Below are 14703 nucleotides of genomic sequence, written 5' to 3'. Positions count from 1 at the left end.
AATGAAAAATAGTATTTATTGCACTAAAAAAACATTATTTATATTAATAACAGCATTAATTGTAACCTTTATTTTTACAGGTTGTTTTGTTTCAAGAACAATAAAAATCAAAACAGAATATGGTGATCATTTTACTGTTTCATGTGATAGTTTAGGTGAGCTATATGTATTACGTGATGACAATTCGTATTTTTATGCTGATCTTGATTATTTTTCAGATAAAGATCAATTAAAAGCTGTATGTGACAATCAATATATCAGATGCTATCTGATATCTGATACCTTGGAAGATGGATACAAAGATCTATATATCTTAAAAATCAAGGAGTATGACGAGTTTTTTTCCGTAATATGCGGCGACGAAAAGAATAAATCAGATTATATGGGTAAAGAAAATGCTGAAAAAGTAAAAAGGGTGTTTTTATGTGATGATCTGCTTGTAGAAATATGTATAGTTGATCTGGACTATCTGTATCATGATGAAATGGTAGACATTTTAGACAAGCTAACTAATCACGAATATGAAGAACTTGAAAAATACGGCCTTACCAAGGAAATGACTGAGGACACAGAATCTTTAAATAAAAAAATCACTCTCATAAAGAACTGGCTGATTAAAGCAGAAATTAATGGATTACACTCATATGATTAATTGTTATGTTACAAAAGACTGGAATATTTAAACCTTTATGGACCTGAAATATCCGATGATGAAAGGGAATATATCAGAAACACTCTTCCCGATTGTGAAATAGATTATAATGGCAAGCTTATCAATAAAAGGGTAGAATAAGCAATGATTATAAGGGCAGCCTCAAAACTGCCCTTATAATGTAGCTAATAACTGCTTCGACTTCTGTTAAAATTTTAATATCAACAATAAATGGACGGCGTGACCGTTAACGAGGCTGCTGCTGACATCAACAATGATGGCACAGTAGATCTTCTCGATTCTGTAATCCTTTCCCGCTATATCGCAGGCTGGGAAGAGTATAAGGTATATTTCGCTATATAAAGAATCATCCCTCCGCTTATGCGGAGGGATTCTTGTTATCTTACATTGTTATGAACTCATTCGGAGATCTATAGTACTCCACAGCCTTCTCAAAGACCATATTGGACAGAGCTTTCTCAACTATAGCACTGGGATCTCCGTTAGGTCGTATCCAGTCCTTTACGTCCCCTTTATCCAGTATAAGTGGCATACGGTCATGGATATCCTTTACACTGCCTGCAGCTTCTCGCGTAAGTATTGAGAACATAGGCACCTGCATGCCGCTATGCTCCTCATAACGATAAAGTCCTGCGATATATGTAATGGCTGAGCCTTCGGTCTGTATGGCGAATTTGATCTTCTTGGTATTTCGGTGTTCAACCATGCTGCGGCTATCGTCCTCATATACAGGATAGCCCCATTCATAATACCAAGAAGCAGGGATGATGCATCTTCGTCTGTACCAGGAGTCTCTCCAAAGAGCCTTTTTATCAGCAGTTTCTACACGGCAATTTGCAAGAGGCTTGGTAGTAGCTTTATGTGTAAATCCCCACGCCATTGGAAATATAGCCACATTCCCATACTTATTAGGCGCGAGAACAGGTGCAATATCTTCTGGGAATAAGTCTCCTGACATGATAAGGCTCTTACCGAGCTTAACCGACATCTCCTGAGCGAAGGACATTTTTCTTATCTTTACGAGAACCTCAGCCATTTCTCTTGGCTCAATTCGTAAGGACATACACATGAAGATCACCTCCTACCACCACAAATCAGAATATATGTTCCGATTTATTATATCATTTCAAATTGAGAAAGTCAAGATGTAATATTTATTCAGCCGCCCCAAGGGGCGGTTGTTTTTATATCAATAATCTTATAATTTTTCTAACAAACAGCACCATTATCCTTGAATTATTCACAAAAAGATGGTATAATTGTAAGGTAAAATGTAATTTATTACAGAAAGTGGTATTATTATGGCTGAAAAGAATACTGCCAATATTGGCTTTGAAAAACAGATATGGGATGCTGCCTGCGTATTATGGGGACATATCCCTGCTGCTGAATATAGAAAAGTTATCGTAGGACTTATCTTCCTACGCTACATATCAAGTGCGTTCGAAAAGCGCTACAACGAGCTCGTTGCAGAAGGTGACGGCTTTGAGGACGAGAAGGACGCTTATCTTATGGAAAATATCTTCTTTGTGCCCGAAGAAGCACGCTGGAATACTATTTCCGCAGCAGCTCATACTCCTGAAATCGGTACTGTTATCGACGACGCTATGAGAGCTATAGAGGCTGAAAACAAGAGCCTGAAGAACGTTCTCCCGAAGAATTATGCCAGTCCTGATCTTGACAAGCGTGTACTCGGTGAGGTAGTTGACCTTTTCACCAATATGGATATGACTGATACTGAGGATAACAAAGATATCCTCGGTCGCACATACGAATACTGCATCGCTCAGTTTGCCGCATACGAAGGCGTTAAGGGCGGCGAATTCTATACTCCCTCCAGCGTTGTTCGTACTCTCGTTGAGATATTGCAGCCGTTTGAGGACTGCCGTGTATACGATCCTTGCTGCGGCTCCGGAGGTATGTTCGTACAGAGTGCAAAGTTCGTAGAGGCTCATCAGGGCAGCCGTAACCGCATTTCTGTATACGGTCAGGAGTCCAACGCTGACACATGGAAAATGGCTAAGATGAACATGGCTATCCGTGGTATTGACGCAGATTTCGGACCATATCAGGCTGACACGTTCTTCAATGATTTACATAAAACTCTCAAGGCAGACTTTATCCTTGCAAATCCGCCTTTCAACCTCTCCAACTGGGGACAGGACAAGCTACAGGACGATATCCGCTGGAAGTACGGAGTTCCTCCTGCTGGTAATGCCAACTATGCTTGGATACAGCACATGATCCACCACCTTGCACCTAACGGCAAGATAGGTCTTGTTCTCGCTAACGGTGCGCTGTCCACACAGTCCAGCGGTGAGGGTGAGATCAGAAAGCGTATCATTGAGGACGATCTTATTGAGGGTATCGTCGCTATGCCTACGCAGCTCTTTTACTCCGTCACTATCCCCGTAACGCTGTGGTTCATCAGCAAGAACAAGAAGCAGAAGGGCAAGACTCTGTTTATTGATGCCCGTAAAATGGGATATATGGTTGACCGCAAGCACCGTGACTTCACGGACGAGGATATTCAAAAGCTCGCTGACACTTTCAAAGCATTTCAGGATGGCACATTAGAGGAAGTCAAGGGCTTCTGTGCTGTTGCAACAACAGAGCAGATAGCCGCACAGGACTATATTCTTACACCGGGACGCTATGTCGGCATTGAGGAGCAGGAGGACGACGGCGAGCCGTTCGATGAGAAAATGAAGCGTCTGACTTCGGAGCTGTCGGAGATGTTCGCAAAATCCCATGAGCTTGAAAATGAGATCAGGGAGAAGCTGGGGGCGATTGGGTATGAGGTCTGATTGGAATATTGGTACAATTTCAGAAGTATGTTCTTTAGTTACTGACGGATCGCATTTTAGCCCTAAAAGTTATGATAATGGTGAATACATGGTATCTGTCAAGGATTTCAAAGGATTTGGCTTTGATTTCGCCAATTGTAAGCGAATTTCAAGTGATGACTATGATAAACTAAAAGCATCAGGCTGTATTCCCGAAATAGGAGATATTTTAATTGGAAAAGATGGTGCAAGATTTTTTGAAGACATTATTATCTACAATCAGCCTGAAAAGCCTGCACTTCTTTCATCAATTGCGATATTAAGGTGCAATATTGATATTATTTTACCGCATTTTCTATACTACATCTGCAAAAACCCATTATTCAAGAAAGATGTAAGAGATAATTACGGCTCTGGGTCTGCTATTCCTCGTATCGTTCTAAAAGACTTCAAAAGAATGCCAATAGCCTATCCAAATATTGAAGAACAGCATAGAATTGTTGCAACTTTGGTTGCGATTGATGATAAAATTGCTCTCAATACTGCGATAAATGAAAATTTACGCTTGCAGGCAGCTTAAATCTTGACTTCCGACACGTCAATCTCTCCGTTCATCAGCTTCGGCAGGAGCGTGTCACGAAGAGCGGCAAGGCGTTGATTTTCTTCTATATTTGCTGAAATACTATGAAAAATAGGTTTTAACACTTTGTCAAGGTCTGTCATTGCTTCCAAAGGTAGTAAATCTATTTTTATTGACTGAATATTCTTTATAGGCAACTTCAACTGTACAGCTCCAACAGTGCCTCTCATTATTTCATTTTGACCAATTTCTGATTTTAAAAAAAGCAAAATGTATTCAGGCGTTGCGTTTTTTATGTTAGTAAGCTTAACACAGTTTTCGGTCAGGTTTGCATTATTTAGAGATTCATTAACAATTGCTGTTAGTCCAATGGTACCTACAATAGAAATAATAATATCATCAGTAGAAACAATATATCTTGAGATAGTCTTTTGGGTTTCGTCATCCACATATTCAAAATCGTTTTTTAAGGAGATTATTGTTGAATCATTTAAATCTCTGACTCTTATGTATGGATGACTATTTGGAGATGATATTAAGTTAATCCCCTTAGGTAGCCTCTTACCACCTTTAACATCACATATATCACCTATTGTAGTGGCTATTAAATCATTAGAATTATTATACAGGAAATCTTGATAAATAGCCTGCGCCTGCTGCTCTAAATTTTCATTTATGTTAGAAGAGTGTGATAATGTATAACTTTTATTATGATGAGTCTGAACATAGTCGTGTTATCAATCTCTCCACAATAACCGGAGAAACCTATTATGATAACTTTCTTACTACGATTGTAGGTTGGGATTCAGACAAAGAAGCAGAAATAAAGCAGAAATACTTGGCTTTTGAGGAGAAGTACGCCGAGCGCAAGAAAAAAGGAGAACTTAAAAGTGATACCTTCAAGGGTAATCAGTTCACATATGGGTTTGCTTCTTTTAACAAGCCTAATGTTGAGATGCTTAATGACCTATTATCTATCATAGATGATGATTTCTTTATCTATCTTTTTGTAGCAAGCAAGATAGAATATGTTATCATTCAGCTATTCAAGAATTATGAGAATAGCTTATTTGTCGATATGGATTACGTTCGATATTCAATAGTTAAAGCAATTCTTACATATCGTCCCATAGAGGTAATAAATAATATTTATGCAGAACCTGAAAGATTTGTTTCCTCACTTATAGATTTTTTCAATAAGAGAATAGAACATAACAAAAAGAATATCACTCTTAAAGGAGCTGAAAACAACGCCTTTGAGATTATTCTCTTGGTCTTACAGGAAGTAGAACCGCCAATTTCCATTAACTGGGACTATCATATGTCGTTTATGGGCTTTGCTTTGCTTCTAAAAAGCAAAGGAATAGATGATTATAGCCTGACTATTGATAAGGAAGGAAACAGTAAAACGTTTAATGCTGCTATCGAGGTTGGAATTGCAAACTGTACCGAAGTGGATTCAAAAGAACATTTCGGGCTAAGAATTGCTGATATGCTGGCTGGAATTGTTGGAAAGATGATGAAGTCCTTGTATCATTCATTAAAGAATGAGAGTAATAATGCCACTGTATCAAAAACTCTGCTTGATAAAGCGTGGTTCAAATTGAGTGAGGAACAATTATGCTTATATAAAAAGCTATATCATATTCTCTTAGAAATAAACAATGATTGGTATAAAATCTATGCTGGTAATTATTCTGATGATCTTATCAGTCTATTGGCACTATTAGATTATATGAATCATTTTAAGTCTGCTGACGAGATACAGAAAGACTTTAATATGCACCCTGAGTATTGCAATGCTTTTATGTGCAGCAGACTTGAAGAACATTTTAATAGGATACACAATAAACTGCCTGTTGAACCAGTCGTTCCCGAAACAGACGAGTATTTCCGAAACAACAAAGGCGCAAAGGTTTATTTTGATATAAATAAACAGCCAGAATTGATGATAAACGAAGGACAAAATAAGTATCTTGTACTATCAATCGGAATTGATAAAGGAGGTAGCCCTTTAGCTACAATTGCAAGTGAATCGGAGAATAAGTGTTTCAGATTGCCTGAGCAATTAAGTGAATGGGCGATGACTGTAATAGGGATGGCAAATATGGGACAAAACTTGTTTCCCTCTGAGGTTGTCTTTAGCAGAATAAAAGGAAGATACTATGTAGACATTCTATAGATAAGGAGTTGATCTAATATGTCCTATAACGAAGCTGACTACGAGAACGCAGTCATAGACCTTTTCAAGAATGAACTGAACTATGACTATGTATATGGTCCGAATATCGAACGTGACTTTACATCGCCGTTGTATGAGGATATGCTGGACGAAAGTCTTCGCCGTATAAATAAAGCGGCTCCTTATGACGCTATACAGGACGCTCTTTTCAAGCTGCGCAATTTTGAAAACGGCGAGCTTGTACAGAAGAATGCTTTGTTTATGGACTATCTCCAGAACGGCGTTCCTGTTCGCTACACCGAAAAGGGTGAAGAACGCTCAATGATAATCTATCTTGTGGATTATCAGAATTTCGAAAACAACTCCTTTATCGTTGCCAATCAGTGGACTTTTATCGAGAATAGCAACAAACGTCCTGATGTTATATTATTCCTCAACGGACTTCCTGTCGTTCTTGTGGAGCTAAAATCACCTTCCCGCGAAGAGACAGATGCATCTGAGGCATATCTGCAGCTCCGTAATTATATGCATGAGATTCCTTCCATGTTCATATATAACGCTATTCTTGTTATGAGTGATCAGCTTGTTTCAAAGGCAGGTACTATCACTTCCGGCGAAGACCGCTTCATGGAATGGAAGACTACAGACGGAAGCTATGAGAATACTCAGTTCGCACAGTTTGACACATTCTTTGAAGGTATATTCCAGAAGGAAAGGTTTCTCGATATTATAAAGAACTTCATTTGCTTTTCCAACGACGGCAAGAAAGAGCTGAAGATACTTGCAGGGTATCACCAGTATTTCGCAGTTCGTAAAGCAATAGAGTCAACTAAGAGAGCCTCTGTCACAGACGGTAGGGGTGGTGTGTTTTGGCATACACAAGGCAGCGGCAAATCCCTGTCTATGGTATTCTATGCACACCTGCTCCAGGTTGCACTTGAATCTCCGACAATTGTTGTTCTTACTGATAGAAACGATCTCGATGATCAGCTGTACGGACAGTTTGCAAAGTGTAAAGACTTCCTGCGTCAAGAGCCAGTACATGCCGAAAGCCGTGAACATCTGAAAACATGGCTCGGCGGTCGTAAAGCAAACGGCATTATCTTCACAACAATGCAGAAGTTTGAGGAGTCATTTGACTGCCTTTCTGAGCGTAGAAATATCGTTGTTATGGCTGATGAAGCTCACCGTGGCCAGTATGGATTATCCGAAAGAGTTAAATATACGACCAATGAGCAGGGCGAAGAAATAGCTAAGCTTGTAGTTGGTACAGCAAGAGTTATCAGAAACAGCTTGCCTAATGCTACATATATAGGCTTTACAGGTACTCCTATTGCTAAGGAAGATAGAAATACCCGTGAAGTCTTTGGTGATTACATTGATATTTATGATATGACACAGGCTGTTGAGGACGGGGCAACCCGTCCGGTATACTACGAAAGCCGTGTTGTTAAACTAAAGCTTGATCCTGCAATTATAAAGCTTATTGATCAGGAATACGACATTATGGCTACTCAGGCTGATGCAGGAGTAATAGAACAAAGTAAACATGAGCTTGGTCGTATGGAAGCTATACTTGGTAATGATGCGACCATAAATAGCCTTGTAACGGATATTATTGATCATTATGAAAACAACCGTGCTGACCTTCTTACAGGAAAAGCTATGATTGTTGCGTATTCACGATCAATAGCTATGAAGATTTACAATAAGCTTCTCGAATTACGTCCTCAGTGGAAGGCCGAGGATAAAGTTGCTGTTGTTATGACATCAAGTAATAAAGATCCTGAAGAGTGGCGTGAAATCATAGGCAATAAGACGCACAAGAATGAGCTTGCAGTACAGTTCAAGGATAATAGCAGCAATCTGAAGATTGCAATAGTTGTTGATATGTGGCTTACAGGCTTTGATGTACCTTCACTTGCGACTATGTATGTGTATAAGCCTATGAACGGTCACAACCTTATGCAGGCAATAGCCCGTGTTAACCGTGTATTCAGAGATAAGGAAGGCGGACTCGTAGTTGATTATGTCGGTATAGCCTCTGCTCTAAAAAGAGCCATGAACGATTACACAGTTCGTGACAAAACGAGATATGGTGATCCTGATATCAGCAAAGTTGCATATCCTAAGTTCCTCGAAAAATTACAGATATGTCGTGACTTCTTTTATGAGTATGATTATCAGCGCTTTATGGACGGTACTGATTTAGAACGTGCTAAGACTATCAGTGGTGGTGTGAACTTTATCATCGCTCCGAGCAGGCAGGAAGATAAGGAAGACTTCGTTAAGGAATCCCTTATGTTACATCAAGCCCTGTCTCTTTGCTCGTCTCTTGTCGAAGAATCCCTGCGTATAGAGGCTCAGTTCTTTGAATCCGTAAGAGTCCTTTTGCTCAGGCTTTCAAATCAAGGTGGGGGTAAGAAGATATCACTTCCGGAAATGAATGCACGTATAAATGAACTTCTTAAGCATAGTATCAAGAGCGACGGTGTTATAAATCTCTTTTCTGATATTCACGAGGAATTCTCACTATTTGATCCGAAATTCCTTGAAGAAGTTGCGAAGATGAAGGAAAAGAACTTGGCTGTAGAACTCTTGAAGAAACTGATAGCAGAACAGATACAGGTATACCGTAGAACTAACGTAGTTAAGTCAGAAAAGTTCTCGGAGATAATACAAAGATCTATGAACGCATATCTCAATGGTATGCTGACAAATGAACAGGTTATAGCAGAACTTATGAAACTTGCAAAAGAAATATCTGATGCAAGCAAAGAAGGAAAAGAACTCGGTTTGACAGCTGACGAGTTGGCGTTTTATGATGCGCTTACTAAGCCCGAGGCTGTAAAAGACTTCTATGAAAATGCTGAGCTTATCGCTATAACCAAAGAACTGACTGAAACACTACGCAAAAACAGGACAATCGACTGGCAGAAAAAGGATTTTGCGCGTGCAAGAATGCGTATGATGATAAAGAAGCTATTGAAGCAGCATAAATATCCACCAGAAGGAATGGAAGATGCTGTGCAGACCGTAATGCTCCAATGTGAGCTTTGGGCGGACAATGCAGAAGTAAGCAAATAGAATACAACTCTGATCGTGGCTTTATGCCCCGATTTTAGTTCGTCCATTTAGTATATTATAATGATAAGGCATACTCTCGTTTGAGGGGATGCCTTTTTACTTTAAAAATAGGCATATATATGGTTTTCAACATAATTTTCAATAGATGGTAAATTTATGTGTTTAAAACTTGAAAAAGATCAGTTATTCTCTACATTGAAAAGAACTGCTATCTATATTACAATAGATTTATAAAGCGTAATGTAGAAAGGCAGGTGATATTATGAATAAGAAACAGACAAGCAAGACTGTGGCTTCGAAAGCTTCAAAAATCCTTAAAGATAATCGTTTCAGCAAGGATTCAAAATCTGTAGCCGGAAGTGCGTTGTCACAGACAAAAACTTCTAAAAAGAAGTAATACTTCAAATGGATTGCCTCTCCGTAATGGAGAGGCACTTTTTTTATATCTCTATAGCTATTTGATAATAGATATTCATCATCATAATAATATATGTTTGAACCAAAAGAATAAAAGCAACACCGTCGTCCTCCCTTTTCGGGAGGACTTTTTATAAAGACGGTGTTTTATAATAAGAAATGTTTAAAGCATTTTTCGTTAGAAAAATAAATTATCTGTTGTAAGTGGCTTTATTATCAAATTCAAAGTCACACTTCTGACCAATCATAGTTTCAAGATAATCACAATAAGCTCTCATTTCTTCAGGTCCACTCTGGATCATGTATCCATCAACAAAGCTTACAGCATTTATGATGATATGAGTGTGAAAATGTCCATACTCAAAGTCTTTTTCATGTGTACAGTAAAGCAATTGGAAACGTTCTGCAAAGAAACGAGCTCCAAAATCACCATAACGAGCGGCTGTTGCGAGATCCTGTACAGTGATATCATATGCAATAACAATATGGAGCAGCGGATTACCGCTTACCTTGCCAAAATATTGCCTTGTAGCCAACATCTGGTTGTATGCCATGTTAACATCATAAGGATTTACACCGTATCCCCATACATTTAAAGCCCTTTCATCTGTTACGTAATTCAAGGCATTTCTTAAATACCTAAGTCCACCATATGTATTTCTTATTACGTCAACTTTTGCCATATTTTGTTCATCTCCTTCTGCATTCTATCAACTTCATCAGGTTCATTTCTCTCAGCCATTTTGCAGGCATCATTAAGTAAGTTTTGCATCTGCACTAATAAAGCTGGAGTGAATCCTGTTTGATCTTTTGAAGCAGCATCTATCAGGTAAGTGCTGATGCTTTGACCTTTAGCATCTGCTTTCTCCTTGATTTTATCATGTTGCTTCTGAGTCATGCGTAATGAGGTTGATACCTCTTTTCTTTCCGACTCATCTCTGTAGTGTTCAGGTTTGTTTTGTGCCATTATATATCTCTCCTTTATTAATTTATAGAACCCATTGTATAGACACTATACCGATATAAACAATAGTAATTATTGTAATTATTTCATATATAGCAAGCCGCCTCCGGCGTTCCATTACAATGTAGTACATTTTTTTGTATATTTTATATTATTCCTATTTTTGAAATATATATAATTACTGTGTTACCTATATTTCGGTAATAAAATATAAAGGAGGAAAATTATGTTCAACAACAAACGATATCTCAGTCGCGGTGTAAACGAAACAATCCCTATTGAACTACAATTGTTCATGTGGGAGCGCATTGACCAGCTCTCTGAGCCCCGCGATTACCTACAAATTTTCAACTTGGAACAGGTCGGCAGTATGCAGTCAATAACCCATAGGAGTGAGGAACCGGAATACCAGAAAGTGTACCTGCTCCCGTCTGAGAAGCCTATCACGCAAAAAATTTACGTCATCGATGATGATGACCACTCCACCATGCTGCTTGCCACAGAGTATTAGACCGCTCCTTCGGGAGCGGCCTTTATGTTATATCTGTTTTTCGGGAGGTGAGGATAGCTGTCATCATTATTGGCAACGACAAATGAAAATATCAACAATGAAGCCGTCCTTAGGGACGGCTATTTTACGTTATTTACGGAGGTAAAAATGGAAAATAATAACAATGAAAACAGAATGATCTGTTCACACTGTGGGGCTATCATTGCGGAAGATGACGATTTTGAGACTATAAACGGGCAAATTGTCTGCTCTGACTGTGTGGAACGTGACACTACTACCTGCGACAGATGTGGAGCTGTAATTTGGATCGATGACAGCTATGGCGATGATGATACAACGCTCTGTGCATCATGTTACCATAATCACTACGTCAGGTGCTGTTGCTGTGATACCTTGCTCCACGAGGACGATGCCTACAATATCGATGGAGACAGCTACTGCAGTGAGTGTTACAGGGATGAAGTTGACAGGAACAGAAGTATCCACGACTATGGGTACAAACCCGAACCTATCTTCTATGGTGACGATTCAGGCCGATATTTCGGTATCGAGCTTGAAATTGATATTGGAGGCAAGGATAGTGACAACGCGGACGAGTTGCTTGCTATTGCAAACAAGGATGCTGAGCACATCTATGTGAAGGGCGACGGCTCACTTGACGACGGGCTTGAAATTGTAACACATCCTATGTCGTTAAATTACCACAAGCAATTTTGCTGGCAAGAGATTATGACAAAGGCTATATCACTCGGCTACCGAAGTCACCAAACTTCGACCTGCGGCCTTCATGTTCACGTGAATCGCAGCTGTCTCGGCGATGATCAGGAAGAGCAAGACTTGGCCATCGGGCATATACTGCTGTTTATCGAGCAGCATTGGAATGAATTACTAAAGTTCTCACGGCGCAGTGAGTATAGCATGGCACGCTGGGCAAGTCGATATGGATATGAAAATTCAGCAAAAGCAATATTGGACAAAGCGAAGAAAGGCGGCAATGGGCGCTATGCAGCACTAAACTTGATGAACTGGGCAACCATCGAATTTCGCCTATTTAGAGGTACGCTCAAGTATAGTAGCCTGATAGCCGCGCTTGAGCTGGTTAACGCTATCTGTGATGTGGCTATGAATAATACCGAAGACGAAATAGCCAATATGAGCTGGAGCGAATTTGTTAGCAAAATTACGGAGCCAGAGCTTATCCAGTACTTGAAGGAGCGTAGGCTCTATATCAATGATGTAATTGAAACACAGGAGGATATGTAAAAATGAAAGTAACCGATATCATAAAAAAATTGCCAACTGGAAGCCCTGTGGTAGATCTGCTGAAGCTTGCAACAATATTGGCGGCGACCGTATTGGCTGACAAGATAGATGAGATTCTAAAAGATACTACCACAAAGAACGAAATTCCGAAGATAATAGATATTAATCAGGAGGTAGAGTAACTATGTGCGCTTTATTTGGCTGGCTCGATTACAAGGATATTGTCCCGTATAGGGTATTGAGAAAATTAACTCAGGCACTAGCTAATGCAGCGGAAGAGAGAGGCACAGATGCAGCTGGCATCAGCTATGTTCATGATGGGAAAATCACTATATTCAAAAGACCCAAGCCTGCTCATAAGATCCATTTCAACGCGCCTGCTGAAACAAAGGCTGTTATGGGACATACTCGATTAGCTACTCAGGGCGATAGGAAGAGGAATTTCAACAATCATCCTTTCGCAGGTCACGTCGATAAGGAGTTCGCCTTCGCCCACAATGGTGTTCTTTGGAACGATAAAGATCTTCGCAAAGACGGAGTGATACCAAATACATATATAGATACCGACAGTTACATCGGCGTTCAGCTCATAGAAAAACAGGGAAAGCTCGACTTTGACAGCCTTCAGTATATGGCGGAGACAGTTGAAGGCAACTTCACATTTACCGTGCTCGATCAGTACAATACAATATATATAGTCAAGGGAAGTAATCCAATGTACTTGCTCCACTTCGATACAATAGGCTTATATATATACGCAAGTACTGAGACTATCATGCAGAAAGCTCTTAAGCAGCTTGGACTGCACAAGTTTGAGAGCAAGCGTATTGATACCGAAGAAGGCGATATACTCCGCGTTGACAAAAGCGGTAAAATCACACGTTCACGGTATGAACCTAAGATATATCGCTCTAAGTACATGAGCTGGTATGACTATGAGGACTCTTCTTATTATAATATGCATGAGGAAATCCTGCTAGCCTATTGTGGCTGCTATGGTGTTGACAGTTCTGATGTAGAGCTTTTGCTGGACTATGGCTATACTTGTGATGAGATTGAGGATATGCTCACAGACCATAGCTTGCTCCAAGAAGCTCTCAGAGACGTCAAATACATGTGCGGAGAAGAGTTGTATGAGAGCTGCTATGGTGGTGTGTTCTGATGGGCAGAATAGGATATATCCGTGTGTCTACGGAACATCAAGAGACTGCCAGACAGGAAGCGTTGATGGAGCAGTATCAGGTAGAGCGTGTCTTCGCTGAGAAAATTTCCGGCAAGAACGCTGACCGTCCTGAACTAAAGGCAATGTTGGAATACGTTCGTGAGGGTGATACTCTGTACATTGAGAGCATAAGCCGACTTGGAAGATCCACACGAGATTTGCTTAACATTATTGATGTGCTTCAGCAGAAAAAAGTAACACTCGTGAGCAGTAAAGAAAACATAGACACCAATACTCCGCAAGGAAGATTCGTCCTGTCTATATTTGCAGCACTATCAGAGCTTGAACGTGAGCAGACCTTGCAGCGTCAGCGTGAAGGTATTGCTATTGCTAAGGCTCAGGGAAAATACAAAGGAAGGAAACCTTTACCTATCGACTGGATAAAGTTCGGTCAACTGTACGAGCAGTGGAAGTCTGGCGCTATTACGGCAGTATGGTTTCAGAAAGAAATGGGCCTGCAAGCTAATACCTTCTATCGAAGGCTTAAAGAATACAAAAGAAAGATTAAATAAACAGGAGTGAGCCGGCAAATGCCGGCTCAAACTCTTTCAATAGGTTGGCGTTTTTTTCTGACATATTCCAAAAGCCAATAAACAACTTATATGACATACTTTTTTTGTATGTCAATAGACTACGGGCAATTGAAATATAATAATGCCCCTTTGTATGAAGGCACTTTTTTATTGACAAAAGTTTAGACATCTGATATGATAAGAATATAGACATGTTTCCAAATACTCTGCACGTTGAGTGCGTAGTATTGATGTCAAGGGATAAGGCTTAAAAACGCCGATTTTACGGCGGTTTTCGCCTATACAGTCAATCTACGAAGTATCGAACCCTCTGTTATCCAATCTGCGCACTAATCTCACTGTGCAGATTGGTTGTCATTCGTCAAAATGTACAAATAAGCCCCTCGTCACTGGATTGCATCCTGAGATGAGGGGCAGTTTATATTTGCCTTCAAAGTGTCACAAATGGTTTCTTTACTTTTTCAAAGAATCGGGCTATAATAAGT

At 39.8% G+C, this 14703-nt stretch carries 15 protein-coding genes; 11 read left to right on the top strand and 4 right to left on the bottom strand.

Annotation, left to right across the window (positions count from 1 at the left end; genetic code table 11):
• The first annotated feature begins 1 nt into the window (after position 1).
• Both RF007C_RS00950 and RF007C_RS17155 read left to right on the top strand, forming a co-directional pair.
• Positions 2–652 carry a hypothetical protein gene (locus RF007C_RS00950; protein ID WP_037296489.1) on the top strand — a complete coding sequence of 217 codons (651 nt, stop codon included), beginning with the start codon at positions 2–4 and terminating at the stop codon, positions 650–652.
• Between the two features lie 231 nt (positions 653–883).
• Positions 884–1015, top strand: a complete 132-nt coding sequence (locus tag RF007C_RS17155; protein ID WP_152537118.1) for a dockerin type I domain-containing protein — start codon at positions 884–886, stop codon at positions 1013–1015.
• Between the two features lie 40 nt (positions 1016–1055).
• On the opposite strand, the gene RF007C_RS00945 is transcribed toward RF007C_RS17155, so the two are convergent.
• On the bottom strand, positions 1056–1736 hold the full coding sequence (locus RF007C_RS00945) for an SOS response-associated peptidase (RefSeq protein ID WP_242836252.1): 681 nt from the start codon (positions 1734–1736) through the stop codon (positions 1056–1058).
• A gap of 238 nt (positions 1737–1974) precedes the next feature.
• On the opposite strand from RF007C_RS00945, the gene RF007C_RS00940 reads away from it, so the two are divergent.
• Together RF007C_RS00940 and RF007C_RS00935 are read left to right on the top strand one after the other, a co-directional pair.
• On the top strand, positions 1975–3480 hold the full coding sequence (locus RF007C_RS00940) for a type I restriction-modification system subunit M (protein ID WP_037296487.1): 1506 nt from the start codon (positions 1975–1977) through the stop codon (positions 3478–3480).
• Positions 3470–4039, top strand: a complete 570-nt coding sequence (locus RF007C_RS00935; RefSeq protein WP_051456458.1) for a restriction endonuclease subunit S — start codon at positions 3470–3472, stop codon at positions 4037–4039. Before RF007C_RS00940 ends, RF007C_RS00935 begins: the two co-directional genes overlap by 11 nt.
• Here RF007C_RS00935 and RF007C_RS00930 read toward each other — a convergent pair.
• Complete coding sequence (locus tag RF007C_RS00930) at positions 4036–4623, bottom strand: restriction endonuclease subunit S (RefSeq protein WP_275450833.1); 588 nt, start codon at positions 4621–4623, stop codon at positions 4036–4038. The two genes, RF007C_RS00935 and RF007C_RS00930, sit on opposite strands and share 4 nt — an antisense overlap.
• 110 nt (positions 4624–4733) lie before the next feature.
• Here RF007C_RS00930 and RF007C_RS00925 point away from each other — a divergent pair, with 110 nt between their 5' ends.
• Both RF007C_RS00925 and RF007C_RS00920 read left to right on the top strand, forming a co-directional pair.
• Positions 4734–6221 carry a DUF3800 domain-containing protein gene (locus RF007C_RS00925; RefSeq protein WP_037296486.1) on the top strand — a complete coding sequence of 496 codons (1488 nt, stop codon included), beginning with the start codon at positions 4734–4736 and terminating at the stop codon, positions 6219–6221.
• A gap of 18 nt (positions 6222–6239) precedes the next feature.
• A complete protein-coding gene (locus RF007C_RS00920; RefSeq protein ID WP_037296485.1) occupies positions 6240–9308 on the top strand; it encodes a type I restriction endonuclease subunit R in 3069 nt (1022 codons plus the stop codon).
• 608 nt (positions 9309–9916) lie between these two features.
• Here the strand turns inward: RF007C_RS00920 and RF007C_RS00915 are convergent.
• Both RF007C_RS00915 and RF007C_RS00910 read right to left on the bottom strand, forming a co-directional pair.
• Positions 9917–10408, bottom strand: coding sequence for a relaxase/mobilization nuclease domain-containing protein (locus RF007C_RS00915; protein WP_037296484.1), 492 nt, complete (start codon positions 10406–10408; stop codon positions 9917–9919).
• Positions 10390–10692, bottom strand: a complete 303-nt coding sequence (locus RF007C_RS00910) for a plasmid mobilization protein (RefSeq protein WP_037296483.1) — start codon at positions 10690–10692, stop codon at positions 10390–10392. The genes RF007C_RS00915 and RF007C_RS00910 overlap by 19 nt, the downstream gene beginning before the upstream one ends.
• Positions 10693–10915: 223 nt before the next feature.
• On the opposite strand from RF007C_RS00910, the gene RF007C_RS00905 reads away from it, so the two are divergent.
• The 5 genes from RF007C_RS00905 (at position 10916) to RF007C_RS00885 (ending at position 14197) form a co-directional block, all read left to right on the top strand.
• Positions 10916–11200, top strand: coding sequence for a DUF960 domain-containing protein (locus RF007C_RS00905; protein WP_037296482.1), 285 nt, complete (start codon positions 10916–10918; stop codon positions 11198–11200).
• A 147-nt stretch (positions 11201–11347) separates the two neighbouring features.
• On the top strand, positions 11348–12463 hold the full coding sequence (locus RF007C_RS00900) for an amidoligase family protein (RefSeq protein WP_037296481.1): 1116 nt from the start codon (positions 11348–11350) through the stop codon (positions 12461–12463).
• Positions 12464–12465: 2 nt separating this feature from the next.
• Positions 12466–12645, top strand: coding sequence for a hypothetical protein (locus RF007C_RS00895; RefSeq protein ID WP_037296480.1), 180 nt, complete (start codon positions 12466–12468; stop codon positions 12643–12645).
• 2 nt (positions 12646–12647) lie between these two features.
• Positions 12648–13625, top strand: coding sequence for a class II glutamine amidotransferase (locus tag RF007C_RS00890; RefSeq protein ID WP_037296479.1), 978 nt, complete (start codon positions 12648–12650; stop codon positions 13623–13625).
• Entirely contained in the window at positions 13625–14197 is a 573-nt protein-coding gene (locus tag RF007C_RS00885) for a recombinase family protein (RefSeq protein ID WP_037296478.1), read from the top strand. The genes RF007C_RS00890 and RF007C_RS00885 overlap by 1 nt, the downstream gene beginning before the upstream one ends.
• Positions 14198–14703: the final 506 nt, after the last annotated feature.

This window comes from Ruminococcus flavefaciens 007c (assembly GCF_000571935.1).
Taxonomy (GTDB): domain Bacteria; phylum Bacillota; class Clostridia; order Oscillospirales; family Ruminococcaceae; genus Ruminococcus; species Ruminococcus flavefaciens_F.
This window is presented reverse-complemented; position numbering and strand designations above follow the sequence as displayed.

Excerpts from the sequence above, each read along its gene's own strand:
- RF007C_RS00905 (WP_037296482.1), top strand. The coding sequence starts at position 10,916 with ATGTTCAACAACAAACGATATCTCAGTCGCGGTGTAAACGAAACAATC.
- RF007C_RS00895 (WP_037296480.1), top strand. The coding sequence starts at position 12,466 with ATGAAAGTAACCGATATCATAAAAAAATTGCCAACTGGAAGCCCTGTG.
- RF007C_RS00915 (WP_037296484.1), bottom strand. The coding sequence starts at position 10,408 with ATGGCAAAAGTTGACGTAATAAGAAATACATATGGTGGACTTAGGTAT.
- RF007C_RS00910 (WP_037296483.1), bottom strand. The coding sequence starts at position 10,692 with ATGGCACAAAACAAACCTGAACACTACAGAGATGAGTCGGAAAGAAAA.
- RF007C_RS00900 (WP_037296481.1), top strand. The coding sequence starts at position 11,348 with ATGGAAAATAATAACAATGAAAACAGAATGATCTGTTCACACTGTGGG.
- RF007C_RS17155 (WP_152537118.1), top strand. The coding sequence starts at position 884 with ATGGACGGCGTGACCGTTAACGAGGCTGCTGCTGACATCAACAATGAT.
- RF007C_RS00925 (WP_037296486.1), top strand. The coding sequence starts at position 4,734 with ATGTATAACTTTTATTATGATGAGTCTGAACATAGTCGTGTTATCAAT.
- RF007C_RS00890 (WP_037296479.1), top strand. The coding sequence starts at position 12,648 with ATGTGCGCTTTATTTGGCTGGCTCGATTACAAGGATATTGTCCCGTAT.
- RF007C_RS00935 (WP_051456458.1), top strand. The coding sequence starts at position 3,470 with ATGAGGTCTGATTGGAATATTGGTACAATTTCAGAAGTATGTTCTTTA.
- RF007C_RS00920 (WP_037296485.1), top strand. The coding sequence starts at position 6,240 with ATGTCCTATAACGAAGCTGACTACGAGAACGCAGTCATAGACCTTTTC.
- RF007C_RS00945 (WP_242836252.1), bottom strand. The coding sequence starts at position 1,736 with ATGTCCTTACGAATTGAGCCAAGAGAAATGGCTGAGGTTCTCGTAAAG.
- RF007C_RS00950 (WP_037296489.1), top strand. The coding sequence starts at position 2 with ATGAAAAATAGTATTTATTGCACTAAAAAAACATTATTTATATTAATA.
- RF007C_RS00940 (WP_037296487.1), top strand. The coding sequence starts at position 1,975 with ATGGCTGAAAAGAATACTGCCAATATTGGCTTTGAAAAACAGATATGG.
- RF007C_RS00885 (WP_037296478.1), top strand. The coding sequence starts at position 13,625 with ATGGGCAGAATAGGATATATCCGTGTGTCTACGGAACATCAAGAGACT.